The 23,145-nt window shown below is 60.5% G+C and carries 29 protein-coding genes; 21 read left to right on the top strand and 8 right to left on the bottom strand.

The window, feature by feature from the left end:
* The 5 genes from U1A24_RS09375 to U1A24_RS09395 all read left to right on the top strand — a co-directional run.
* On the top strand, positions 1–199 hold a 199-nt coding region (locus tag U1A24_RS09375; RefSeq protein ID WP_322321714.1), incomplete at its 5' end, for an AtpZ/AtpI family protein.
* Position 200: 1 nt separating this feature from the next.
* Positions 201–953: a F0F1 ATP synthase subunit A gene (locus tag U1A24_RS09380; protein WP_322321715.1), complete on the top strand. Its 753-nt coding sequence runs from the start codon at positions 201–203 to the stop codon at positions 951–953.
* 50 nt (positions 954–1,003) lie between these two features.
* Entirely contained in the window at positions 1,004–1,240 is a 237-nt protein-coding gene (locus U1A24_RS09385; protein WP_322321716.1) for a F0F1 ATP synthase subunit C, read from the top strand.
* Between the two features lie 83 nt (positions 1,241–1,323).
* Positions 1,324–1,869: a F0F1 ATP synthase subunit B' gene (locus tag U1A24_RS09390; RefSeq protein ID WP_322321717.1), complete on the top strand. Its 546-nt coding sequence runs from the start codon at positions 1,324–1,326 to the stop codon at positions 1,867–1,869.
* Positions 1,870–1,873: 4 nt separating this feature from the next.
* Entirely contained in the window at positions 1,874–2,431 is a 558-nt protein-coding gene (locus U1A24_RS09395; protein WP_322321718.1) for a F0F1 ATP synthase subunit B, read from the top strand.
* Between the two features lie 60 nt (positions 2,432–2,491).
* On the opposite strand, the gene U1A24_RS09400 is transcribed toward U1A24_RS09395, so the two are convergent.
* From U1A24_RS09400 to U1A24_RS09410, 3 genes are all read right to left on the bottom strand, one after another.
* Positions 2,492–3,259, bottom strand: a complete 768-nt coding sequence (locus tag U1A24_RS09400) for a FadR/GntR family transcriptional regulator (protein WP_322321719.1) — start codon at positions 3,257–3,259, stop codon at positions 2,492–2,494.
* 117 nt (positions 3,260–3,376) lie between these two features.
* Positions 3,377–4,030 carry an OmpA family protein gene (locus U1A24_RS09405; RefSeq protein ID WP_322321720.1) on the bottom strand — a complete coding sequence of 218 codons (654 nt, stop codon included), beginning with the start codon at positions 4,028–4,030 and terminating at the stop codon, positions 3,377–3,379.
* A 135-nt stretch (positions 4,031–4,165) separates the two neighbouring features.
* Positions 4,166–4,996 carry a bifunctional helix-turn-helix domain-containing protein/methylated-DNA--[protein]-cysteine S-methyltransferase gene (locus tag U1A24_RS09410; RefSeq protein ID WP_322321721.1) on the bottom strand — a complete coding sequence of 277 codons (831 nt, stop codon included), beginning with the start codon at positions 4,994–4,996 and terminating at the stop codon, positions 4,166–4,168.
* A 102-nt stretch (positions 4,997–5,098) separates the two neighbouring features.
* Between U1A24_RS09410 and nth the strand changes: the two genes are divergently transcribed.
* The 4 genes from nth (at position 5,099) to U1A24_RS09430 (ending at position 7,818) form a co-directional block, all read left to right on the top strand.
* Positions 5,099–5,743: an endonuclease III gene (gene nth / locus U1A24_RS09415; RefSeq protein ID WP_322321722.1), complete on the top strand. Its 645-nt coding sequence runs from the start codon at positions 5,099–5,101 to the stop codon at positions 5,741–5,743.
* Positions 5,740–6,723, top strand: coding sequence for an adenosine kinase (locus U1A24_RS09420; RefSeq protein ID WP_322321723.1), 984 nt, complete (start codon positions 5,740–5,742; stop codon positions 6,721–6,723). Before nth ends, U1A24_RS09420 begins: the two co-directional genes overlap by 4 nt.
* 253 nt (positions 6,724–6,976) lie before the next feature.
* Complete coding sequence (locus U1A24_RS09425) at positions 6,977–7,138, top strand: hypothetical protein (protein WP_322321724.1); 162 nt, start codon at positions 6,977–6,979, stop codon at positions 7,136–7,138.
* Positions 7,139–7,464: 326 nt separating this feature from the next.
* Entirely contained in the window at positions 7,465–7,818 is a 354-nt protein-coding gene (locus U1A24_RS09430; protein WP_322321725.1) for a type II toxin-antitoxin system death-on-curing family toxin, read from the top strand.
* A gap of 36 nt (positions 7,819–7,854) precedes the next feature.
* On the opposite strand, the gene U1A24_RS09435 is transcribed toward U1A24_RS09430, so the two are convergent.
* The gene (locus U1A24_RS09435) at positions 7,855–8,508 is read right to left on the bottom strand and encodes a ribonuclease T2 (RefSeq protein WP_322321726.1); all 654 of its coding nucleotides are present in this window, start codon (positions 8,506–8,508) and stop codon (positions 7,855–7,857) included.
* A 152-nt stretch (positions 8,509–8,660) separates the two neighbouring features.
* Between U1A24_RS09435 and U1A24_RS09440 the strand changes: the two genes are divergently transcribed.
* The gene (locus tag U1A24_RS09440) at positions 8,661–9,407 is read left to right on the top strand and encodes a DUF1013 domain-containing protein (RefSeq protein WP_322321727.1); all 747 of its coding nucleotides are present in this window, start codon (positions 8,661–8,663) and stop codon (positions 9,405–9,407) included.
* 95 nt (positions 9,408–9,502) lie between these two features.
* Here U1A24_RS09440 and U1A24_RS09445 read toward each other — a convergent pair whose 3' ends face one another.
* Positions 9,503–10,351 (bottom strand): universal stress protein, encoded by an 849-nt coding sequence (locus U1A24_RS09445; protein ID WP_322321728.1) that lies wholly within the window; start codon positions 10,349–10,351, stop codon positions 9,503–9,505.
* Positions 10,352–10,576: 225 nt separating this feature from the next.
* Between U1A24_RS09445 and ccoN the strand changes: the two genes are divergently transcribed.
* From ccoN to ccoP, 4 genes are read left to right on the top strand one after another with little or no spacing between them, the layout of a single operon-like run.
* Positions 10,577–12,184: a cytochrome-c oxidase, cbb3-type subunit I gene (gene ccoN, locus U1A24_RS09450; protein WP_322321729.1), complete on the top strand. Its 1,608-nt coding sequence runs from the start codon at positions 10,577–10,579 to the stop codon at positions 12,182–12,184.
* A gap of 15 nt (positions 12,185–12,199) precedes the next feature.
* Entirely contained in the window at positions 12,200–12,925 is a 726-nt protein-coding gene (gene ccoO, locus U1A24_RS09455; RefSeq protein ID WP_322321730.1) for a cytochrome-c oxidase, cbb3-type subunit II, read from the top strand.
* Positions 12,926–12,934: 9 nt separating this feature from the next.
* Positions 12,935–13,156 (top strand): cbb3-type cytochrome c oxidase subunit 3, encoded by a 222-nt coding sequence (locus U1A24_RS09460; protein WP_322321731.1) that lies wholly within the window; start codon positions 12,935–12,937, stop codon positions 13,154–13,156.
* Between the two features lie 3 nt (positions 13,157–13,159).
* A complete protein-coding gene (gene ccoP, locus U1A24_RS09465; RefSeq protein ID WP_322321732.1) occupies positions 13,160–14,038 on the top strand; it encodes a cytochrome-c oxidase, cbb3-type subunit III in 879 nt (292 codons plus the stop codon).
* Positions 14,039–14,106: 68 nt separating this feature from the next.
* On the opposite strand, the gene U1A24_RS09470 is transcribed toward ccoP, so the two are convergent.
* Entirely contained in the window at positions 14,107–14,280 is a 174-nt protein-coding gene (locus U1A24_RS09470) for a hypothetical protein (protein ID WP_322321733.1), read from the bottom strand.
* Between the two features lie 95 nt (positions 14,281–14,375).
* Here U1A24_RS09470 and U1A24_RS09475 point away from each other — a divergent pair, with 95 nt between their 5' ends.
* The 5 genes from U1A24_RS09475 to ccoS all read left to right on the top strand — a co-directional run bounded on the left by U1A24_RS09475 (position 14,376) and on the right by ccoS (position 19,659).
* Positions 14,376–15,257 (top strand): LysR family transcriptional regulator, encoded by an 882-nt coding sequence (locus U1A24_RS09475; protein WP_322321734.1) that lies wholly within the window; start codon positions 14,376–14,378, stop codon positions 15,255–15,257.
* Positions 15,258–15,375: 118 nt separating this feature from the next.
* Positions 15,376–16,809, top strand: a complete 1,434-nt coding sequence (ccoG, locus tag U1A24_RS09480; protein WP_322321735.1) for a cytochrome c oxidase accessory protein CcoG — start codon at positions 15,376–15,378, stop codon at positions 16,807–16,809.
* Between the two features lies 1 nt (position 16,810).
* Positions 16,811–17,284: a FixH family protein gene (locus U1A24_RS09485; protein WP_322321736.1), complete on the top strand. Its 474-nt coding sequence runs from the start codon at positions 16,811–16,813 to the stop codon at positions 17,282–17,284.
* Positions 17,285–17,287: 3 nt separating this feature from the next.
* The gene (locus U1A24_RS09490) at positions 17,288–19,486 is read left to right on the top strand and encodes a heavy metal translocating P-type ATPase (RefSeq protein ID WP_322321737.1); all 2,199 of its coding nucleotides are present in this window, start codon (positions 17,288–17,290) and stop codon (positions 19,484–19,486) included.
* A gap of 14 nt (positions 19,487–19,500) precedes the next feature.
* Positions 19,501–19,659 (top strand): cbb3-type cytochrome oxidase assembly protein CcoS, encoded by a 159-nt coding sequence (gene ccoS / locus U1A24_RS09495; RefSeq protein WP_054005472.1) that lies wholly within the window; start codon positions 19,501–19,503, stop codon positions 19,657–19,659.
* A 49-nt stretch (positions 19,660–19,708) separates the two neighbouring features.
* On the opposite strand, the gene U1A24_RS09500 is transcribed toward ccoS, so the two are convergent.
* Positions 19,709–20,263, bottom strand: a complete 555-nt coding sequence (locus U1A24_RS09500; RefSeq protein WP_322321738.1) for a YqgE/AlgH family protein — start codon at positions 20,261–20,263, stop codon at positions 19,709–19,711.
* Positions 20,264–20,377: 114 nt separating this feature from the next.
* Between U1A24_RS09500 and U1A24_RS09505 the strand changes: the two genes are divergently transcribed.
* On the top strand, positions 20,378–21,163 hold the full coding sequence (locus U1A24_RS09505) for a protein-disulfide reductase DsbD domain-containing protein (protein ID WP_322321739.1): 786 nt from the start codon (positions 20,378–20,380) through the stop codon (positions 21,161–21,163).
* Between the two features lie 90 nt (positions 21,164–21,253).
* Here U1A24_RS09505 and U1A24_RS09510 read toward each other — a convergent pair whose 3' ends face one another.
* Complete coding sequence (locus U1A24_RS09510) at positions 21,254–22,066, bottom strand: uracil-DNA glycosylase (protein WP_322321740.1); 813 nt, start codon at positions 22,064–22,066, stop codon at positions 21,254–21,256.
* A gap of 107 nt (positions 22,067–22,173) precedes the next feature.
* On the opposite strand from U1A24_RS09510, the gene U1A24_RS09515 reads away from it, so the two are divergent.
* Positions 22,174–23,136 (top strand): aspartate carbamoyltransferase catalytic subunit, encoded by a 963-nt coding sequence (locus tag U1A24_RS09515; protein ID WP_322321741.1) that lies wholly within the window; start codon positions 22,174–22,176, stop codon positions 23,134–23,136.
* Positions 23,137–23,145 lie beyond the last annotated feature (9 nt).

Below are 23,145 nucleotides of genomic sequence, written 5' to 3' on the forward strand. Positions count from 1 at the left end.
GTTAGAGCTTGTGGCCGGTCTGATGATCGGTTTCGGCATCGGATATGGTTTGGATACCCTGTTTGGGACCATGCCGATCTTTCTGGTGCTGTTCGTGTTAGCTGGCTTTGCCGCAGGGGTGAAAACCATGCTGTGGTCGGCGAAAGAGATGCAGGAAAAAGCGGCCGCTGCGGTGGCCGACCAGCAAGAGGAAGACTGACGTGGCAACCGAAGCACCCAGCGAAGGCGGATTGGTTTTTCACCCGTTCGATCAGTTTGAGATCTACCCGCTGTTCGGCGACGGTCCGGTGCATTGGTATACGATCACCAATGTCACGATGTGGCTGGGCCTTTCTGCGGTGCTGATCATCGCGATTTTTGTGATCGGCTCGTCGGGCCGTGCGCTTATTCCTTCGCGTATTCAATCGGTTGGCGAAGTTGCCTACGATTTCATCTACAAGATGGTGGAAGATGTAGCGGGCCATGATGGCGCGAAATACTTCCCGCTTGTGATGACGCTGTTCCTGTTCATCCTGTCGGCCAACATGCTCGGCCTGCTGCCGATGTCGTTCACCACCACCTCGCATATCGCTGTCACCGCTGTGCTGGGCTTTGGTGTATTCTTCTTCGTCACCCTGCTTGGTCTCTACAAGCACGGCTTCCACTTCCTTGGTCTGTTCTGGATGAAAGACGCCCCGCTGGCGCTGCGTCCGGTTATCGCGATCATCGAGGTGATTTCCTACTTCGTGCGTCCGGTCACCCATTCCATTCGTTTGGCCGGCAACGTCATGGCAGGTCATGCCGTGATCAAAGTGTTCGCAGGCTTTGCCGCGATTGCTGCGATCTCGCCGGCATCGATCCTGGCCATCACCGCCATGTATGGGCTTGAGGTGCTTGTCGCCTTCATTCAGGCCTATGTGTTCACCATGCTGACCTGCGTTTACCTCAAGGATGCGCTGCATCCGGGTCACTGATCCGCTGGTCTGTAAATCAACCTAACTCATTCCACCTTAAGGAGAATACCATGGAAGGCAATATCGCACAACTCGGCCAGTTCCTCGGCGCCGGTCTTGCTGCAATCGGTTCGGGCATCGCGGCTGTTGGTGTGGGCAACGTGGCCTCCAACTTCCTCGCTGGCGCTCTGCGCAACCCGTCGGCAGCTGGTTCGCAAACCGCGACGCTGTTCATCGGTCTGGCCTTCGCAGAAGCTCTGGGGATCTTCTCGTTCCTCGTCGCTCTGCTGTTGATGTTCGCAGTCTGATCTGACGCTCGCATCCTTACGGTCAGGGATGCCGCCTTTGAGCGGCGTCCCTGAACTTCCAAAAGGGTCCGACGGAGGGCAAAATGGCGACCACGACCACCACTGAAGCCGCCGTAACTGGCGCACACGAAACCGCTAAGGCAGGGATGCCGCAGCTGGAATTCGCGCACTTCCCGAACCAGATCTTCTGGCTCGTCGTCACCTTGCTTGTGATCTTCCTGGCGTTGAAGTTGATCGCTCTGCCGCGCATTGGCGGTACGCTGGCGATGCGGCGCGGCACGATCACCAACGACCTTGCCGCAGCTGAAGAGCTGAAGCAAAAAGCTGTTGCCGCCGAAAAGGCCTATACCGAAGCACTGGCTGCCGCCCGTGTGGAGGCTGGCAAGATCGTCACCGCTGCCAAGGCTGACATTCAGGCTGACCTGAATGCTGCGATTGCCAAGGCAGATGCTGAAATCGCCGCGAAAGCTGCGGAATCGGCAGGGCGGATTGATGAAATCCGGGCTGGCGCGCAAGACGCCATTTCGGAAGTGGCAAAAGACACCGCCAAAGAATTGGTGGCGGCGCTGGGCGGCAAGGCGGATGCTAGGTCGATCACGGCTGCGGTTTCTGCTCGGCTGAAAGGGTAAAGCGATGAAAAAACTGATCGCAACTCTGTTGGCCCTGTCGACGACCCCGGCTTTCGCGGCAGGTGGCCCGTTCTTCTCGCTGCACAACACCAACTTCGTGGTGCTGCTGGCCTTTATAGTCTTCGTCGGCGTGTTGCTGAAGTTCGGCGTGCCGGGCAAGGTTGCCGCAATACTGGACGCCCGCGCTGCACAGATCAAAGCCGATCTGAATGAAGCCAGGGCGCTGCGCGACGAAGCCAAGGCGCTGTTGGCATCCTACGATGCCAAAAAGCTGGAGATGCAGGAGCAATCCGCCCGCATCATCACCTCCGCCAAGGAAGAGGCTGAGGCTGCTGCCAAGCAGGCCAAGGCCGATCTGAAAGACTCGATCGCGCGCCGTCTGGCTGCGGCTGAAGAGCAGATCGCTTCGGCAGAAGCTTCAGCGATTCGCCAAGTCCGCGAAAGCGCGATTTCGGTGGCGGTGGCTGCGGCGGGCGAAGTGTTGGCCAAGCAGGCAACTGCGGAAACCGCTTCGGCTTCGATTGATGCGGCGATTGCCACGATTGACTCCAAGTTCCACTAAGCTTGTGGGAAATATCAGGAAAGGCCCGGTGTTCGCACCGGGCTTTTTCATTTTAACAGCCTATTTCGATTGCTCGTGGTGCAGGCGCTGACGCGCAATTGCTTCGTTCCGGCTGGCTTTGATCTGATCGGCCATAGCGGCTTCGACAAACCCCAGATGGGCCGCCACTGCCTCCCGCGCCGCTATCGGATCGCGCGCTTGAATGGCGGTTTTGATGGCGCGGTGCTGGTCCAGCAGGTGATCACGGGTCAGTCGGTTCTTGAACATCACTTGCCGATTGTAAAACACCCCCTGCCGCAGCAGATCATACATGGCGCGCATCATGTGCAGCATCACCACGTTATGACTGGCCTCAATGATTGCCATGTGAAAATTCGCGTCAAGTTCGGCTTCGTCCGAAGGGTCGCGCTTGGCGTGGGCGGCCTCCATCTTGGCGAAAATCGCGGCGATCACCGCCAGATCAGTGTCTGACCCCAGCCGTGCGGCGCGTTCTGCCGCCAAGCCCTCCATATCGCGGCGAAAGTCCAGATAATCGAACACTGCTTCCTCATGCGCGGAAAACAAGCCGACAAGCGCAGGCGAAAATGCAGATCCCAGCACCTCGGCCACGAAAATCCCGGCATTGGGGCGGCTGGAAAGCAGGCCGCGTGTCTGCAAGTCAGCCACAGCTTCGCGCAGACTGGGCCGCGACACGCCCATGCGTTCCGACAACTCGCGCTCGGAGGGCAGACGCTCACCAGGACGCAGAATGCCGCGCAGGATCAGCAGTTCGATCTGCTGCACCACGGATTGCGACAGTTTTTCCGCGTCGATCTTGAGGAAGGGCATGTGAGGCTCCGGCTGATTGGTGCAAATATATGACCAATCCAGCGGTGTCTCAATCACAAAGGCCGAAATGACAATGGGCCGAGGTTTCCCCCGGCCCATTGTGCAAATTCTGCGAGCTTACTTGGTCGGGCGGATGATGATTTCCACGCGACGATTCTGCGCACGGCCCGAAGCCGACAGGTTTGACGCAATCGGCTGATCCTCGCCACGGCCATAGGCCGCGATACGGCCACCCGGCACGCCGCTGTCACGCAGCACGTTGGCCACCGCCGACGCGCGGCGTTGTGACAGGTCTTGGTTATAGGCCGCCGAAGCGGTGTTGTCGGTGTGACCGATGACTTCGATCGTCGAGTTCGGGTAGCGGTTCAGCGAAGCTGCCACGGCGCGCAGGTCGGCGGTCAAGTCCGAGCGCAGTGTGGCGCTGTCGCTGGCGAACAGCACGTCTTGCGGCATGTTCACAACCAGATATTGGCCATTGTTGGTGACCGATACGTTCGAGGAAAGCGAACCGCGCAGGTCAGCCGCTTGCGCGTCAAGGCTGGAGCCGATCGCACCGCCAACGGCCGCACCCAAAGCGCCACCGATCACGGCTTTCGCCAGACGGTCGTCACCTTTGCTGGTGCCGCCCGCGACAGCGCCCAAAAGACCGCCAACAATGGCGCCGTTTTTCGCGCGCGCATTCGGGTCATTCGGATAAGCGTCAGGATTGACGCAGGCGGTCAGCGCCAATAGCGCGACGGTGGAGATGATAACGGGGGACTTGAACTTCATAGCTGCCTCTAATCTGCTGGGTGGGCCGCTTCGGCCTCGAACATCCATATACAGCAACGCGCATCGGGGGGCATGGTTCCCACGCTGGATTGGCAATTTATCGCGCAGATGTGAAAGAATGGCCTAAAGCTCGGATCAGACCCTTGCATCCTCGCGTGCCGATTCCCATGCGAGGATCGCCCGCTTGACCGGAAGCCCCCAGTGATAGCCGCCCAAGCCCCCCGATTTGCGCAGGGCACGGTGGCAGGGCACCAAGAAACTGATCGGATTGCGCCCTACTGCCGTCCCAACTGCCCGCTGCGCCGTCGGGTGGCCGACAGCCCCCGCCAGTTCGGAATAGGTGGTGACGTGGCCCGAGGGTATCTGCAACAAGGCCTCCCACACCTTCAGCTGAAACGGCGCGCCGATCAGATGCAGTCGGGCGGACCGTCCCGCCATCGCTTCATTGACCAGCGGCGCAATGCTTTGATCTTCGACATAGGTTGCATGTGGCCAGCGCGCGGTCAGGTCTGTCATTGACCAGTCGCGACCAAATTCCTCGGTAAAGCCAAGCCCACAGATGCCGCGATCCGTCGCCATCACCAAAGCCTCACCGAATGGGGTTTGGAAATATCCCCAGCGGATCACCAAACCCGCGCCGCCGGTGGCATAGTCACCGGGGCTCATGGCCTCCCATGTCAGGAACAAGTCGTGCAGCCGGCCGCCGCCCGACAGCCCCGCCGCATGGGCGGTTTGGAGCACGGTGAAGCGGTCGGCGAGAAGACGGCGGGCGTGATCCAGCGTCAGGTATTGCTGATAGCGTTTCGGGCTGACGCCGACCCATTGCGAAAACGTGCGCTGAAAATGCGCGGCACTCATGCCCATTTGCCCTGCAAGGTCGTCGAGGCTAAGGCTCGGCCCGCCTTCGTCGATGATCTTCAACGCGCGGGCAATGACGGCGTAATGATAGCTGGATTGATCGGTCATAGCGGTCTCCTTACGCACAAGATAAGGGCGCTGGCAGGTATTCGCGACCCGATTCCTGCGCTTATGCTTGCCGGGTTGGGCGCGCTGGGGCATATCGGGGCTATGACACGTCAGCTCGATTACCCCGCCATGCAGCGCATCTTTACCCGGTTCCAAGCTTTGGAGGCCGAGCCGAAGGGCGAGTTGGAACATACCAACGCTTTTACCCTCGTGGTGGCGGTTGCCCTGTCGGCGCAGGCGACCGACGTGGGGGTGAACAAGGCGACGCGCAAGCTGTTTGCCATCGCCGACACGCCCGCCAAAATGCTGGCTTTGGGCGAGGATGGCCTGATTGAGCATATCAAGACCATCGGACTTTTCCGCAACAAAGCGAAGAACGTGATCAAGCTGTCACGACTTTTGCTTGATAACTTCGGCGGCGAAGTGCCTTCCAGCCGCGCCGCTTTGGTGTCGTTGCCAGGGGTCGGACGCAAGACGGCGAATGTTGTGTTGAACATGTGGTTCGGCCAGCCTTCGCAGGCGGTGGACACGCATATCTTCCGGTTGGGCAATCGCTCGGGCATCGCGCCGGGGAAAGATGAGACGGCGGTGGAGCGCGCGATTGAAGACAATGTGCCAGCGGAATTTCAGCGCCATGCACATCACTGGCTAATCCTGCACGGGCGGTATATCTGCATCGCGCGCAAACCCAAATGCGGCATCTGCCCGATTGTCGATGACTGCTTGTACGAGGAAAAAAACCTATGAAACGCTATCAGGTTGTCGGCATCGGCAATGCTATTGTCGATGTGTTCGCGCAGGCGGATGACAGTTTCCTTGAGATGATGGGCATCGAAAAGGGCATCATGCAGCTGGTCGAGCGCGAACGCGGCGAGCTTTTGTATGCGGCGATGGCGGGGCGGGTGCAGGCGCCGGGTGGGTCGGTGGCGAATACTCTGGCGGGTCTGGGCAATCTGGGGCTGACCACGGCGTTCATTGGCCGGGTGCATGATGATGCTTTGGGGCGGTTCTATGCGTCTTCGATGGCAGCGGGGGGCACCGATTTCGTCAACGCGCCGGTTGCGGGGGGGGAATTGCCGACGTCTCGGTCAATGATCTTCGTGGCCCCGGATGGGGAGCGGTCGATGAACACTTATCTGGGGATTTCCTCGGAACTCGGGCCAGAGGACGTGTCGGATGAGGTGGCGGGGCAGGCGGCGGTGCTGTTTCTGGAGGGCTATCTCTACGACAAGCCGAAAGGGATGCAGGCGTTTGAGCGGGCGGCGAAGCTGTGTCAGGCGGCGGGGGGGCAGGCGGGGATTGCGCTGTCGGACCCGTTCTGTGTGGACCGGCATCGCGGTGAGTTCCGGCGGCTGGTGAAGGATCTGGATTATGTGATCGGCAACGAGCATGAATGGTCGAGCCTGTATCAGACCGATCTGGATGCGGCGTTGAAGCTGGCCGCTGGGGATGCGGGGCTGGTGGTTTGCACGCGGTCGGGCGATGAGGTGATCGTCATTCGGGGTGACGAGCGGGCCGTGGTTCCGGTGCGTCGGGTGGTGCCGGTGGATGCGACCGGGGCGGGCGATCAGTTCGCGGCGGGGTTCCTGTATGGGATGGCGACGGGGCGGTCGCTTGAGATTTCCGGGCGGATGGGCTGCGTGGCGGCGGCTGAGGTGATCGGGCATTTCGGGGCGCGGCCAGAGGCGAATTTGGCGGATTTGTTTGCGGGTGAGGGGCTGATTTAGGGCGGTCCCAACTCGGGACAAAATTTATCTTAGGTTTGTCAATGTGTTAGATTGGTGGATTTAAGGTTTTGTTAACTTTTGCGCCAGTTTGACCTAAGGTGCCTTGCGAGGATGTCTTATGGCCAAGATCAGGCTGCTTGGGCGTGGTTTGGGGGCAGATGTTCAAGTGGGCTTGAGGTTTTCGCTGTGGGTTGCGGGATGCGCTGGATTCGGGCATGACCGGGGCAACACAAGTTGGATATGAGGCTTTACGATGGATTATGGCAAATCGGGCAATCCCAAGGGCGACAAGAACGTGCCGAAGCACCATGTTGGCAAGGGCTTGGGCGCTGAGAAATCGGCAACCGGCGGCAAGGCCAGCAAGGAAGAACTGGTGGCACGTCTGAAGGCAGCGGCAGAGAAGAACAAGAAGTAAGGGTGCAGCCTGCCCTTACAACTACCTAAAAGTTTTTGTTGAATTGGCTTTGAAAATTTCAGGTTAATTCATAAATCTGCGCTAAGCTGATCAGTGGCGATAGACGGTTTTGGGTGAAAATATGCGAGCTAACCCGATTACGACACCCGTCAAAGGCGGCTGGGTTAAGCGTGATGCGCAAAGCGGGCGCTTCATTGAAGTGGTCACGTCTGAGGGCACGACTTTTCAAAGTGCGAAATCAGCCGCAGTCGTTAAGGACGCTTCTTCCAAACGCAAAGATGCGTTGAAGCGGTTGAAAGATCGGTAGTCGTCATTACAGGGTGACTTTGGCCGACGCTATCACAGCGCATGATGAGGCATTGACCTATGGCGGTCGAGATGGTGTGACGAGTTTGCATTTGATCGAATCCGCGATTGCGCGACCGTATTCTGGCTATCACAGGCCGCTTGCCAAGAAAGCGGCTGCGCTTTTGCATAGTGTCGTTGGCAACCACGGATTTGTTGATGGCAATAAACGGACAGCTTGGTTGTTGGTCGAGCTTTTGATTGATCGCAGCAACTATTATTTGAATATCCCAGACGATGAACCCGTGGATGACTTGGTTGTTGCTGTCGCAAGTGGCGAGATGGATTTTGAGGCGTTGGTGCTTTGGTTCAAAGGGCGTCTGGCGCAGGCGTGATGCCCCCGAGTTAAGCTTGGAAAGTAGGACGTTTACCTACCGCACCGCCTCCAACCCCGCATCTTTCAACGTGCAATCCTTGATCGTATCCGCGCCGCAGCGGCGGGGCTCCAGGTCTTTTGTCAGGCAAATCCGAAGTTCCTGGATCATGCCTTGGCGACAGGTGACGGTCATCTGGTCGCGGGCGATGCCGGGGTTTGCTTCGGCAAAGGCGTCTTCGATCACGGTGGCGGGCACGCTCAGGTCTTTGGTGATTTTGGCGAAGATCGGCGGGATTGCCACGGATTTGTAGGCTTTGCGCATCGTAGAGTAATAGGATTTGGCGGAAAGGCCGGAGCAGCGGCCGTGTTTCTTCCATTGGTAGAAGGCGAGGCCTGCGCCGCCCATGATGTCGGCCATTTGCGCGGAGTCGCTGCGATTGGGGTCGTTCTGCACGGTGCGGCAATAGCTGGGATAGCCGGATTCGTATTGCGGCCACAGGCCGTGCAGCGTCCAGGTGAAGCCACGCCCGGCGTCGCATTGCGGATCGCGGCGGGTGTCACCTTCCAGCGCGCACCAGTTTGACGACCAGCCCAGCGACATGACGTAATAGTCGAAGTCACCGGCCTTTTCGCCGTCGGCCCGCGCGGGGCTGTTCAACAGAATTGGGCCCAGATAAATCGCTGCGATCACCAACCAGAGCAGACGCATTACCACTTCCCCTTTGCCGAAAACCGCAGTATATGGGCCGAGAATTCCCTGAAAACGAAAACTTCGCGGCTACGGTCGCAGCCGTTTTCCCGGCTCGGGGGAGATTTGTAAAGTCCCGCCTGCTCGCGGGCATTGCTGTAGAGGATTGCGCTATGTCTCGCCCCCTGATGTCTAAAGCGACCGCCGTTTGGCTGGTGGACAACACCACACTGACCTTCCGCCAAGTGGCGGAGTTCTGTGGGATGCACGAGTTGGAAGTTCAGGGCATTGCCGACGGCGATGTGGCGACCGGGGTGAAGGGTTTCGATCCGGTCAGCAACAACCAGTTGGATGCGATCGAGATTGAGCGCGGTCAGAAAGACCCGCTGTACAAGCTGAAGCTGAAGTTCAATGCCAGCGCTGTTGGCGAAGAAAAGCGCCGTGGGCCGCGCTATACGCCGCTCTCAAAACGGCAGGACCGTCCGGCCTCGATCCTGTGGCTGGTGAAGTTCCATCCGGAACTGTCGGATGGCGCGATTGGCAAGCTGGTCGGCACCACCAAGCCGACGATTCAGGCCATTCGTGAGCGGACGCATTGGAACATCAACAATATCACCGCGATTGACCCGGTGGCTTTGGGCCTGTGCAAACAGTCCGAGCTGGACACTGCGGTACAGGCGGCGGTGCGCAAGAAGGCGGCTGAAGGTTCTGTGATGACGGATGACGAGCGGCGCAAGCTGGTCTCGACCGAGCAATCGCTGGGGATGGATACCGAGGCGAAGATGCCGTCGGGTCTGGCGCAGTTCACCCGCGAAGAGCAGGAAGAAAAGCCCGCCGATTTCTCGGATGCCGACAGCTTCTTCAACCTGCCGCATGGCGATGATGATGACGAGGATGAAGACGACGATATCCGTCGTTGATACCTTTCAGATGAGAAAAACCCCGGTCCAAGTGGCCGGGGTTTTTCTTTGTGCCAGAGTTTGTGCCAGAGCGGGTTAAGGCTTCGCGAAACGCTTTAATGCGCCATCAGCACCGGGATTTCGGTATGTTCCAGCATGTTGCGGGTGGCGCCGCCCAGAATGGCTTCGCGCAGGCGTGAGTGGCCATAGGCCCCCATCACCAGCATGTCGGCATTCTGGTCACGGGCATGGCGGGTCAGCACGTCCGAGACTTGCGACATGCTGCGGGCCAGCACCGAAACCTCGGCATGGACACCGTGGCGCGTCAGCAGCTGGCACAGCATTCCGCCGGGATCCGAGCGTTCCTCGCCCTGCGCCGGAGGATCAACCACGGTGATGTTGACGCTGTCTGCGCATTTCAGGAACGGCAGGGCGCGGCGCGCGGCGGTCATCGCCTCGGCGCTTTGGTTCCAGGCCAGCACAATGCGCTTGGGCTGGGTGTATTTGCCCAAGCCGGTGGCTGGCAGCACCAGAACTGGAGCTTTACCGTCAAACAGCGCGGCCTCGACCACGGCTTCGGAATCGGCGACGGCACCGGTGCCATAGGGGCGGGGTTGCACGACCAGATCGGCGAAACGGGCGCGGGATGCGACGAGATCGGTCAGCGCACCAAGCTGCGTGACCACGGTTTCCAAGCCATAACGCAGATCGGGGCCTTCGGCGGCCAAAGCGGCGCGGGCCTCGACCTCCAGCGCCTTTGCGTCGGTTTCAGCACGGTCGATGCCGACCTGCATCAGAACGGCGCCAGTGCCAATGTAGGAATAGCCCATTTGCGTGCGATCCACGCCAAGCACCAGCACGTCGAGATGTGCATCCTGCGCGCGGGCGAGCCTTGCTGCGGCGCTGATCGCCATCTTGGCATCGGCGGCATTGGTCACAACGGTCAGAATCGTTTTGTAGTCCATCACACGGTCTCCCTTTTGGGTGGTGTCATGGTGCGACTATGGCTTGCGGCACAGTGCACCGCCTTGACCTCGATCAACTTAAGATAGGGGCTTGTTGATATGGATCAAGGCCCGCCCCGGCCCGGACTGCCAGAAGCGGAGCAGTCAAAAGCGTTGGCCGTGGTCTGAGTCGGACTCTGTTAGTCGGATAAAGCAGCGGACCGGAGCAAGTCGAAGGGACGCAAAATGTGGGATTACGTTAAACTGATCGTGCTTGGCACGGTCGCGGTTCTGGCCGCGATCGCGGCCAATTTCGCGCATGATCTGCCGTATATGGTGAACGCAGTCGTCGTCATGCTTGCCGCTTCTCTCACCTTTCTGTGGGAGATCCGGCATGTGGGCGAGGTGCGGGTGCATCCGGCAAATGAATATATGGACGGCGTGGTGCGTGCCGGGGTGATTGCGACGACCTTCTGGGGTGTCGTGGGGTTTCTGGTTGGTGTGGTGATCGCGTTTCAGCTGGCGTTTCCGTCGCTGAATTTGGGCAATATCACCGAAGGCGTGCTGAACTTTGGCCGTCTGCGTCCGCTGCACACCAGCGCGGTGATTTTCGCCTTTGGTGGTAACGCGCTGATCATGAGCGCGTTCTACATCGTGCAGCGCACCTGTGGCGCGCGGCTGTGGGGCGGCAATCTGGGCTGGTTCGTGTTCTGGGGCTGGCAGTTGATGATCGTGCTGGCGGCGACCTCGTATATCACCGGGGGCACCCAAGGTAAGGAATACGCTGAGACGGTCTGGTATATCGATATCTGGATCACGATTGTCTGGGTTGCCTTCCTGCTGGTGTTCATGGGCACTCTGTGGAAGCGCAAAGAACCGCATATCTACGTTGCCAACTGGTTCTTGCTGTCGATGATCATCACCGTGGCGATGCTGCACCTTGTCAACAACATGGCGATCCCGGTGAGCATCCTGTCTTCGCAATCGGTTCCGGTATTCTCGGGCGTGCAAGATGCGATGACGCAGTGGTGGTATGGCCATAACGCGGTGGGCTTCTTCCTGACCGCAGGTTTCCTTGGCATGATGTACTACTTCGTGCCCAAGCAAGCCGAGCGGCCGATCTACAGCTACAAACTGTCGATCGTCCACTTCTGGGCGCTGATCTTCCTGTATATCTGGGCTGGCCCGCACCACTTGCACTACACCGCTTTGCCGGAATGGGCAGGCACCTTGGGCATGGTGTTCTCGATCATCCTGTGGATGCCGTCCTGGGGTGGCATGATCAACGGTCTGATGACGCTTTCAGGCGCATGGGACAAGCTGCGCACCGATCCGATCATTCGGATGATGGTGGTTTCGATCGGCTTCTACGGCATGAGCACGTTTGAAGGCCCGATGATGTCGATCAAGGCGGTCAACAGCCTGTCGCACTACACCGACTGGACGATTGGCCATGTGCATTCTGGCGCTTTGGGCTGGAACGGCATGATCACCTTTGGCGCGCTGTACTTCCTGACGCCGCGTTTGTGGAACCGTGACGGGCTCTACAGCCTGAAACTGGTCAGCTGGCACTTCTGGTTGGCAACGATTGGCATCGTTCTGTACGCAAGCTCGATGTGGGTGACCGGCATCATGGAGGGCCTGATGTGGCGCGAAGTCGATGCCAACGGTTTCCTCGTCAACGCGTTCTCGGACACGGTTGCGGCGAAGTTCCCGATGTATGTGGTGCGCGGGCTTGGCGGTGGGATGTTCCTCGTCGGTGCGCTGATCATGGCCTTTAACCTGTGGATGACGGTGCGCGCACAGCCTTCAAGGGCTGCGATCAACGCGAACAACGCCGTTCCCGCTGAATAACCGGAGGGCATGGAAATGGCTTTTCTCGACAAACACAAAAAGATTGAGACCCATGCGACGTTGCTGATGGTGCTGAGCCTGTTGGTGGTGACCATCGGCGGCATCGTCGAAATCGCACCGCTGTTCTACTTGCAGAACACCATTGAAAAGGTGGAAGGGGTTCGCCCCTACACGCCGCTGGAACTGGCGGGGCGGGATATCTACATCCGTGAGGGTTGCTACAACTGTCACAGCCAGATGATCCGCCCGATGCGCGACGAGGTAGAGCGCTATGGCCATTACTCATTGGCCGCCGAGTCGATGTATGACCATCCGTTCCAATGGGGCAGCAAGCGCACCGGGCCGGATCTGGCACGAGTGGGCGGCAAATATTCTGACGCCTGGCATGTGGATCACCTGATGGATCCGCAGGCGGTGGTGCCGGAATCGGTGATGCCGAAATATGGTTTCCTGTCGGATGCCGAAATCGACGGCAAATACATCGAAGGTATCATGGCGACGCATCGGATGGTGGGCGTGCCCTATACTGATGACGATTTGGCCAATGCCAAGCTGGACTTTGCCGCGCAGGCCGACCCGAACGCCGATACCTCGGGGCTTGAGGCGCGCTATGGCAAGGTTGTGGTGTCAAACTTCGATGGCTCGCCTGCGCTGACCGAGATGGATGCGATGGTGGCCTATTTGCAGGTGTTGGGCACGATGGTCGATTTCTCGACCTTCATCCCCGACCCGAATCGCTAGGAGGGCAAGATGGATACCTACAGCCTTTTGCGTGAGTTCGCCGACAGTTGGATGCTGTTGTTCCTGACACTGGTGTTTCTGGGCGTGTTTGTCTGGGCCTGGCGTCCGGGCTCGCGCCCGGTGCATGACGACATCGCCAACTCGATCTTCCGCCATGACAAGAAACCCGCCCAAGGGTCTGAGCTGCGCGATCTGCGCAGTGCGGACGCCCGGCAAACCGAGGAGGCGTAAACCATGTGCGCCAAGCAAGTGAAGCAGGCCCCGCGTGAGGTGCCAACGACTGGCCATGTCTGGGACGGTATTCAGGAATATGACAACCCGATGCCGCGTTGGTGGCTGTGGGTGCTGTATCTGACGATCATCTGGGGGATCGGCTATACGATCGCCTATCCGGCCTGGCCGTTGATTTCGGGGGTGACGCAGGGTGTGATCGGATCGGATCAACGCGCTGATGTGGTGGCTGAAATCAAGCGGTTCGACGATGCCAATGCGCCGATCAAGGCCAAACTGGTGGCGGCGGATCTGGCGACTATTCCCGGCAATGACGAGCTGAAGACCTTTGCCGTGTCGGCCGGGGCCTCGGTGTTCAAGAACAACTGCGCGCAGTGCCACGGATCGGGTGCTGCGGGTGTGCAGGGCAAGGGTTATCCGAACCTGTTGGACAATGACTGGCTGTGGGGTGGCGATATGACCGCGATCCATACCACCATCGCGCATGGCATTCGCAACACCAGCGACGACGATGCGCGGTTGTCCCAGATGCCGGCGTTTGGCGTTGATGGCATTCTGGACAACGACCAGATCGGGCAAGTGGTGCAATATGTGCTGCAAATCTCGGGTCAGGACCATGATGCGGCTTTGGCGACACCGGGGGCTGTGCTGTTCACTGACAACTGCGCGTCGTGTCACGCTGAAGATGGTAAGGGCATCCGCGACCTGGGCGCGCCGAACCTGACGGATGCGATCTGGCTGTATGGCGGCGATGCGGCGACTTTGACCGAGACGATCACCAAAGCGCGCTATGGCGTGATGCCGGCTTGGGCTGACAAGTTGTCGGAGGATGAAATCCGGGCTGTGGCGACTTATGTGCACAGTCTGGGTGGTGGCGAGTAAATCTGCTTACCAGTTGACAACACCGCCCCCGGTTCACGCTGGGGGCGGTTTCATTTTGGCCAAAGCATTCAGCGACCGTAGCCATCGCCGGGGGTGCCGCTGCGGCCCTGCCAGAAATATTCATCGTCCCAGCGGCGTTGTGCGGCCAGCTTTTCGCGGCTGGTGCGGTTGTCGATCTGCGGCGCACTGGGATGATGGGTGCGGGTGGCGACGCCGAAAGCGGCTGCAAGAATTCCTAACATGGTGGCCTCGTATGGGTTGCTTCATGTAAGTAATATCGCCAATATTGCCCCGTAAATCCACTCAACAACAATGTTTTCATGTAAGGTGGTCTTTCATGACAGATTGGCGACAGATGCCTCCGCTTTCGGCTTTGCGGGCGTTTTCTGCCTTTGCTCAAGCCGGTGGGCTTGAAGAGGCTGGGGCGCGGATTGGGGTGACTCATGCGGCGATCAGCCAGCAAATTCGGGCGCTGGAGGCACATCTGGGGTTGGCCTTGGTGGAACGTGGCGGGCGGCGGTTGGGGCTGACGCCGGAAGGGCGCAGGCTGGCCGAGACGCTGCAAGGCAGCTTTGCCGCGATTGCCAGCACGATTGAAGACCTGACCGGGGCAGATGCCGCGCGGGTGTTGCGGATCACCACGACCTCGACCTTCGCGGCGGGGTGGCTGTTGCCGCGGCTGGCGGATTTCCGAGCCCGGCATCCGGGGATTGATCTGATGATCGACCCGACGGCCGAGGCGCGCGACATTGGTCGTGAGGCCGATCTGGGCATTCGCTATGGCAATGGCGATTGGGTGGGGTTGGTATCGCGGTTGTTGCTGCGCTCGGGCGTGGTGGTGGTGGCCTCGCCCAAGCTGGTGCCGGAGGGGGCGGCGTCAACGCTGGCTGACCTTGCGAAATTGCCGTGGTTGCAAGAGTTGGGCACATCCGAGGCGACGGCGTTTCTGGACAAGCATGGTTTGCAGCGGGCGGTGGGGGCGGGGATGCTTTCGATGCCGGGCACGCTGCTTTTGGATGCGGCGCGCGATGGGCAGGGTGTGGCGATCTCGGTCCGGGCGTTCATGGAGGCCGATCTGGCGGCGGGGCGGTTGCGGCTGTTGCACGAAGATCATGGCCGTGAGGGCTATTTTCTGGTGACACGGCCGGGAATTTTGCGGCCATCCTTGCAGCATTTTTGCGATTGGTTGCTGAAGCAGGCCGCGAGTGGGCGGGGATAGGGCTGACAAAGGGTCGCAGGCTGAAGCTGTATTTCGGATGCGGGATTGATTCAGGTCAAGGTCGGGCCGGGGGGCGGGGCGCATAGAGGGACACAGTCCCAGCCCACCGGAGAGTTCCGTGACCAATCCCGACACCCAACCGACCAGCCTGTACGCCGCCCGCGAGCCGATCTTTCCGCGCCGGGTCAAAGGCACGTTCCGCACGCTAAAATGGTGGCTGATGGGGCTGATGCTGGGCGTGTATTACATCACGCCTTGGCTGCGCTGGGATCGTGGGCCAAGCCTGCCGGATCAGGCGGTGCTGGTCGACATTGCCAATCGGCGGTTTTTCTTCTTCATGATCGAAATCTGGCCCTACGAGTTCTATTTCGTCGCGGGCCTGCTGATCATGGCGGGGCTGGGGCTGTTTTTGTTCACCAGCGCTGCGGGGCGGGTGTGGTGTGGCTATGCCTGCCCGCAAACGGTGTGGACCGATCTTTACATTCTGGTCGAGCGTTGGATTGAGGGCGACCGCAATGCCCGCGTGCGTTTGCATCGGCAGAAATGGACTTTGGAAAAGCTGCGCAAGCGGCTGGTGAAATGGAGCGTCTGGCTGTTGATCGGCCTCGCCACGGGTGGGGCTTGGGTGTTCTATTTCACCGATGCGCCGACGTTGTTCCAGAATCTGATCCACGGTACTGCACATCCGGTCGCCTACACGACAATGGCGATTCTGACGGCGACCACCTTCGTCTTCGGTGGCTTCGCGCGCGAGCAGATTTGCATTTACGCCTGCCCCTGGCCGCGCATTCAGGCGGCGATGGTGGATGAGGATACGCTGACGATTGGCTATCGCGACTGGCGCGGCGAGCCGCGCGGCAAGGCCAGCGTGGAAGGCAATGGCGACTGCATCGACTGTATGGCTTGTGTGAATGTCTGTCCGATGGGGATTGATATTCGCGACGGGCAGCAGATGGCCTGCATCACCTGTGGCCTGTGTATTGACGCCTGCAACGATACGATGGCGAAGATCGGCAAGCCATTGAACCTGATCAGCTATCTGGCCCTGACGGATGAAACCCGTGAACGTGCGGGCCAACCTGCGAAATCGGTCTGGAGCCATGTGTTCCGGCCCAGAACGGTGATGTATACCGTGTTGTGGGCCGGGATTGGCATAGCGCTGGTGGTGGCTTTGTTCCTGCGGGCTTCGATCGACGTCAGCGTCACCCCGGTGCGCAATCCGATGTTTGTGACGCTTTCGGATGGCGCGATCCGCAACACCTATGATCTGCGGCTGCGCAACAAACATGGCGAGGACCGTTTGTTCACCTTTGCGGCGACCTCGGATGCAGGGTTTCTGCTGACCTTGGATGGCGAGCCGGGGTTGAATGTTCTGGTGCCTGCCAATGCAACCAAGACCCAGAGGCTTTTCGTCACGGCACCTGCCAATTCGTTGGGGGCAGAAGCTGCACGCACCGATCTGCGGTTCTGGATTCAGGATCTTGGGACAGAAGCAACACCGGGCAATGATCGGGTGCATCTGGACACAGTGTTCAACGGGAAGGGCGACTGAGATGGCCGAAGCTGAAGTGCGCGAGATCAAGGGCTGGCATGTGCTGGCCTTCACGGTGGCGGCGTTTGGCGTGATCATCGCGGTGAATTTGCTGATGGCTTACAAGGCGATCAGCACGTTTCCGGGGCTTGAGGTCAAAAACTCTTATGTCGCGAGTCAGACGTTTGACGCGGATCGGCAGGCGCAACTGGCGCTGGGCTGGACGCTGCTGCCTAGCTATGACGGCGAAAAGCAAAAGCTCGAGCTTGCCTTCACCGATGCCGCGGGCAAGCCGCTGGTGGTTGAAGGGTTGAAGGTTTTGCTGGGCCGCGTGACGGTCGCCCGCGACGATTCCGCGCCGCAGTTCATCTATGAAGGCGGGGTTTATGTAGCACCTGCCAAATTGGATCCGGGCAAGTGGATGCTGCATGTGACGGCACGCTCGGGCGATGGTGTGCTGTTCCAACAGCGGCTGAACCTGTTTGTGAAAGGCTAGATCATGGGCGTGGCAGAGCCGCAGCACAGCTTCGAGCGGGGTGGAATGGCGGCCTGTCCGGCCTGCGTCGTGGCCCCCTTGGCGCAGGAACAGGCGCAGGTGGCTGCGCGCGGGCGGTTGATGCTGTCGCTGCCCGCTGCGCATTGCGCGGCCTGTATCTCGACCGTGGAAAGTGCTTTGGCCGCGGTGCCGGGGGTGACATCGTCACGGGTGAACCTGACGATGAAGCGGGTTTCGGTGGATGCCGCAGCAGATGTGACGGCGGCGGATCTGGTCGCGGTGCTGGCAGGCGTCGGCTATGAGGCGCATGAGCTGGATGCGGGGTTGCTGTCCGCAACCGAGACCGACAAGCAGGGCCGCGAGTTGCTGATGCGGCTGGGCGTGGCGTTCTTCTCGATGATGAACGTGATGCTGTTGTCGGTGGCGGTGTGGTCGGGGGCGGAAGGTGCCACGCGCGATATGTTCCACTGGATTTCGGCGGCGATTGCGGTGCCGACGGTGATCTTTTGTGGCCAGCCATTCTTTCGTTCAGCTTGGGCGGGGCTGAAGGTGGGGCGGCTTGGGATGGATTTTCCGATCTCGCTGGCCTTGGTGCTGGCATCGTCGATCTCGTTGTTCGAGACGATCAAATCCGGGCATCACGCCTATTTCGATGCGGCGGTGATGCTGTGCTTTTTCCTGCTGCTGGGGCGGTATCTGGACCACCGCACGCGGGCGGTGGCACGCTCGGCTGCCGAGGAACTGGCAGCGCTGGAGGTGCCTCGGGCCTCGGTGCTGGTCGACGGTGTCGAGGTGGTGCGGGCGATTTCCGAGGTGGCGGTCGGCGATCTGGTGCGGGTGCGTCCGGGGGGGCGGATGCCGGTGGATGGCGTGGTCGAGGTCGGCGCGTCGGAGGTGGATCGCAGTCTGCTGACCGGGGAAAGCCTGCCGGTGTTTGCCGGTGTGGGGATGGTTGTGGCGGCGGGTGAGGTCAATCTGACCGGGCCTTTGACGCTGCGGGTGACGGCGGCGGGACGGGATTCGAGCCTACACCGCATGGCGGATTTGGTGGCGGTGGCCGAGAGTGCCAAGACCAAATACACCACGCTGGCGGAACGCGCGGCGCGGTATTACTCGCCCTTGGTGCATATCCTGTCGTTCAGCGCTTTTGGCTATTGGATGTGGGCGACCGGGGGCGATCTGCGCTTTGCGATCAACATTTCGGCGGCGGTGCTGATCATCACCTGCCCCTGTGCTTTGGGGTTGGCGGTACCTGCGGTGGTGACGGCGGCCTCTGGAAAGTTGTTCCGCAAGGGGCTGCTGATCAAGCATGGCACGGCGCTGGAGCGGTTGGCGCAGGTGGATACTGTGGTGTTCGACAAGACCGGCACGCTGACGATGGGCGCGCCAGAGGTGGTGGATTTGGGCTCGCATCCGGTGGCTGCGCAGCAAGTGGCGGCGGCATTGGCGGCAGGGTCATCGCATCCATTGGCGCAGGCCTTGGCTGCGGCAGTGCGGGCGCAGGGACTTGCGGCGGCAGAGGTTTCTGATCTGCGCGAGGTGCCGGGCTATGGCGTCGAAGGTGTGTGGCAGGGACAGGCTGTGCGGCTGGGTCGGGCGGACTGGTGCGGGGCAGAGGCGTTGGCGGTGACGGCGACTTACTTGCGCGCGGGCGATCAGACCCATGCGTTTGCTTTTGCCGACAGTTTGCGTCCGGGGGCCGAGGTTGCGATTGCAGCGCTGAAGGCGCAGGGCAAGCAGATCAAGCTGATCTCGGGCGATGTGCCGGGGGCGGTGGGGGAATTGGCCGCACGGTTGGGGATTGTCGATTGGGTGGCGGGGGCTTTGCCTGCTGAAAAGGTGGCGCTGGTGCGCGCTTTGACCGCCGAAGGGCGGCGAGTGCTGATGGTGGGTGACGGGCTGAACGATACGGCCGCGCTGGCAGCGGCGCATGTGTCGATCTCGCCTGCAACCGCGCTGGATGCAGCGCGCACGGCTTCGGATATCGTGCTTCTGGGGCAGGATATGGCGGCGATTGGCGATGCTACGCGGATTGCGCGGCAAGCGACACGGCGCATGGTGGAAAATTTCGGGATTTCCGCCGCCTATAACGTGATTGCGGTGCCTTTGGCGTTGATGGGGGCTGCGACTCCGCTGGCCGCGGCCTTGGCGATGTCTTTGTCGTCGATTACGGTCTCGCTGAACGCGATGCGTTTGAAGTAGGGGAGGTTGACGTCATGGAAATCCTGTCAATCCTGATCCCGGTGTCGCTGCTGCTGGGGGGCGTTGGGCTGCTGGCGTTTATCTGGGCGATGAAAACCAAACAGTTTGACGACCCTTCCGGCGATGCCAATCGGATTCTGATGAAGGATTGGGACGACAAACCAAAGCAGTAGGCGAATTCCGAAGCGGAATTCGTGCACGATTTTCGGCTGCGAAAATCGGTCAGGCGCGGCCCGAAGTTGCAGACAGGCTGAGGGGTTCGATGCCCATGCCGCGTAAGGCACCGGCCCATTTGGCGGCATCATTTTCGGCGAAGATCAGCGCTTCGGAGGGCTCTACCGTCAGCCAGTCATTGCGGGTGATTTCGGCCTCAAGCTGCCCCGGACCCCAGCCGGAGTATCCCAGCGCCAGCAGAGCCTTGTCCGGGCCTTGCCCCTGTGCCATCGCTTCCAGCACATCCAGCGTCGCGGTCATGCCATAGCCGCCTTCGATGCGCAAAGTCGCAGGGCCGCCCGCGTAATCAGGGGAATGCAGCACAAAGCCGCGCCCACGTTCTACCGGGCCACCGAAATGCACTGCGATTTTGCGGCTGTCCTCGCCCAGCGGGATTTTCAGATGTTCAAGCAGGCCGCCAAACGACATATCGGGCAAAACCTTGTTGATGATCAGACCCATAGCCCCTTCGGGGGTGTGGGCGCAGACAAGGATCACTGCATGTGCAAATCTTGGATCACCCATGCCGGGCATCGCCACCAGTAGCTTTCCGCAGAGATCCATCGAATCGCGCCCCTCATCCCGGTTAGGTTCAAGATGGGCAAAGCTGGATTTGGTTACAAGCCTCTCGCCGGATCGTGATTTCCCCGAAGGCGGGGCTTTGCTTATGACGGAGGCATGCTGAAGATCCTGTTCCTTGCGCTTAGCGCCGCTGCGCCTGCCCTTGCCACCACGCAAGACGATGTCTTGCAGGCCGATCTGTTGCCGGGATGGCAGATGCAGAACGGTCATCACATGGCGGGGCTGCGCTTGCAGCTTGCGCCCGATTGGAAAACCTATTGGCGCAGCCCCGGTGATGCCGGGATTCCGCCGTTGTTCAACTGGTCGGGGTCGGTGAACGTCAAATCGGTGCGGGTGCATTGGCCAAGCCCGGTGGTGTTTCACACCAATGGCATGCAGACGATTGGTTATCAGGAAGGTGTCGTGTTGCCGTTGGAGGTGGTGCCGCTGGATGCCTCCAAGCCCGTGGAGCTGCGGGCGGGGGTTGATCTAGGGGTGTGCAACAAGATTTGCATGCCTGCGGCGGTGCAGCTTACGGCGGTGTTGGATGCGGGCGGCGCTGATCCGGCGATCAAGGCGGCTTTGAAGGCGCAGCCTTTGGGAGGCAAGGCTGCGGGCTTGCGGGCGATTTCTTGTGAGCTCACGCCGATTGCCGACGGCTTGCGGCTGACTGCGGTGCTGGATCTGCCGCAACGCGGGGCCGAGACGGTGGTGTTTGAAACCTCGGATGCCAGCGTTTGGGTGGGCGAGGCTGAAAGCGCGCGCACGGGCGGGCGGCTGACGGCTGTGGCGGATCTGGTGGCCAGCAACGGCGCGCCGTTTGCTCTGGATCGCTCTGGTGTGACGGTGACGGTGCTGGGGGCGGGCGGGTCGGTTGAGATCGCGGGCTGTCCTGCGCCGTGAGGGTTTGTTGAGGTGGCGGATGCCTCCGGCGGGGATACTTTTTGCACAGAGGATGACCTAAGGGGTGGTTCTGCTCAAGGCAAGGCGGGCTCAGCCGCGTAGTCTGGCTTGCAGGGACAGAAGGTCGGCCCATGCGTCGCGTTTGGCGGCGGGGTTGCGCAGCAGGTAGGCAGGGTGGGTCATCGGCAGCACGGGTTTTCCAAGCGCCTCTGTCCATATCCCGCGCATCCGCAGAATGCCTTTGGTGTTCAGGATGGTTTGCAGCGGCGTGTTGCCAACCAATACGATGACATCCGGGTTAACCAGCGCGATGTGACGTTCCACAAAGGGGCGCATCATGCCGATTTCATCGGTTGAGGGATCGCGGTTTTGTGGCGGCCGCCATGGCAGGGTATTGGTGATGTAAAGCGCGGTTTTTGGATCTGGCGCGGTGCGGGCAAGGCCAATCGCTGCGAACATGCGGTCAAGCAACTGGCCTGCGCGACCGACGAAGGGGCGGCCTTCGCGATCTTCTTCGACGCCGGGGGCTTCGCCGAGAATCAGCACGCGGGCGTTCGGGTTGCCATCGGCGAACACCAGATTGCGCGCGCCGCGTTTGAGTTCGCAATGCTCGAAGCTGGCGAGGGATTCGCGCAGGGCTTCCAGCGTTTCGCAGTTGCTGGCCGCCGCACGAGCCTCAAAGATTGCGGCATCGGGGTTGGGGGTTTCGGGTTCTGGCGGCGGTGGCGTGATTTTCGGGGCTGCGAGGATCGGCGCGGGCGGGGGGGCCTTGATCGGCTCGGGTAGGTCGTAGCGGTTCAACGGCGCTTCTGCGCAGATGTCGGTCAGGCCAAGCTCGACCTGCCACGCCAATGCGGCCAAGGCGGCGTGCCAGTCGCCTGCGATGTCTTGCTCGATTCCCATCCGGGCAGGGTATGGGGGTTGCAGCGGGGGAACAAGGTGTGTTGGGCGGGCCTTGCCGGGGGCGCTTGGGGTTTCTATAAGCGGGCAAACCTGCCCTGGAGATGCCGATGAGCTTTCGCGCCCGCCACCTGCTTGGGATCGAGCAACTTTCGCCTTTGGAAATCACCACCATTCTGGATTTGGCGGATCGCTATGTCGATCTGAACCGCCGCACGGTGAAATCTTCCGATGCTTTGGCGGGGCTGACGCAGATCAACATGTTCTTTGAGAACTCAACCCGCACGCAAGCCAGTTTCGAGTTGGCGGGCAAGCGGCTGGGTGCGGATGTGATGAACATGTCGGTTGGCTCGTCTTCGGTGAAGAAGGGCGAGACGCTGATTGATACTGCGATGACGCTGAATGCGATGCACCCGGATTTGCTGGTGGTGCGGCACGGCGCGTCGGGGGCGGTGAACCTGCTGGCCTCTAAGGTCAACTGCGCGGTGCTGAATGCGGGTGATGGGCGGCATGAGCATCCGACGCAGGCTTTGCTGGATGCGCTGACGATTCGGCGGGCGAAGGGGCGGATCCAGCGGCTGACGATTGCGATTTGCGGTGATATTGCGCATTCGCGGGTCGCCCGCAGCAATTTGATTTTGCTGGGGAAGATGGAGAATAGGTTGCGGTTGATTGCGCCGCCAACCTTGATGCCTTCGGGTGTCGAGCACTTTGGCTGCGAGTTATACGACGACATGCGCAAGGGGCTTGAGGGCGCCGATGTGGTGATGATGCTGCGGCTTCAGAAAGAGCGGATGGACGGCGGGTTTATTCCATCCGAGCGGGAATATTACCACCGCTACGGGCTGGACGCCGAGAAGCTGTCGTTCGCCAAACCCGATGCGATTGTGATGCATCCGGGGCCGATGAACCGCGGCGTCGAGATTGACGGCGAGTTGGCGGATGACATCAACCGCAGCGTTATTCAGGATCAGGTCGAGATGGGTGTCGCTGTGCGGATGGCCTGCATGGATTTGCTGGCGCGCAATCTGCGGGCCGAGCGTGGGCGGGCGGCTGTGGGGAGCTTGGTATGAGCGAGAAGC

Source organism: Cypionkella sp. (assembly GCF_034376685.1).
GTDB lineage: Bacteria > Pseudomonadota > Alphaproteobacteria > Rhodobacterales > Rhodobacteraceae > Cypionkella.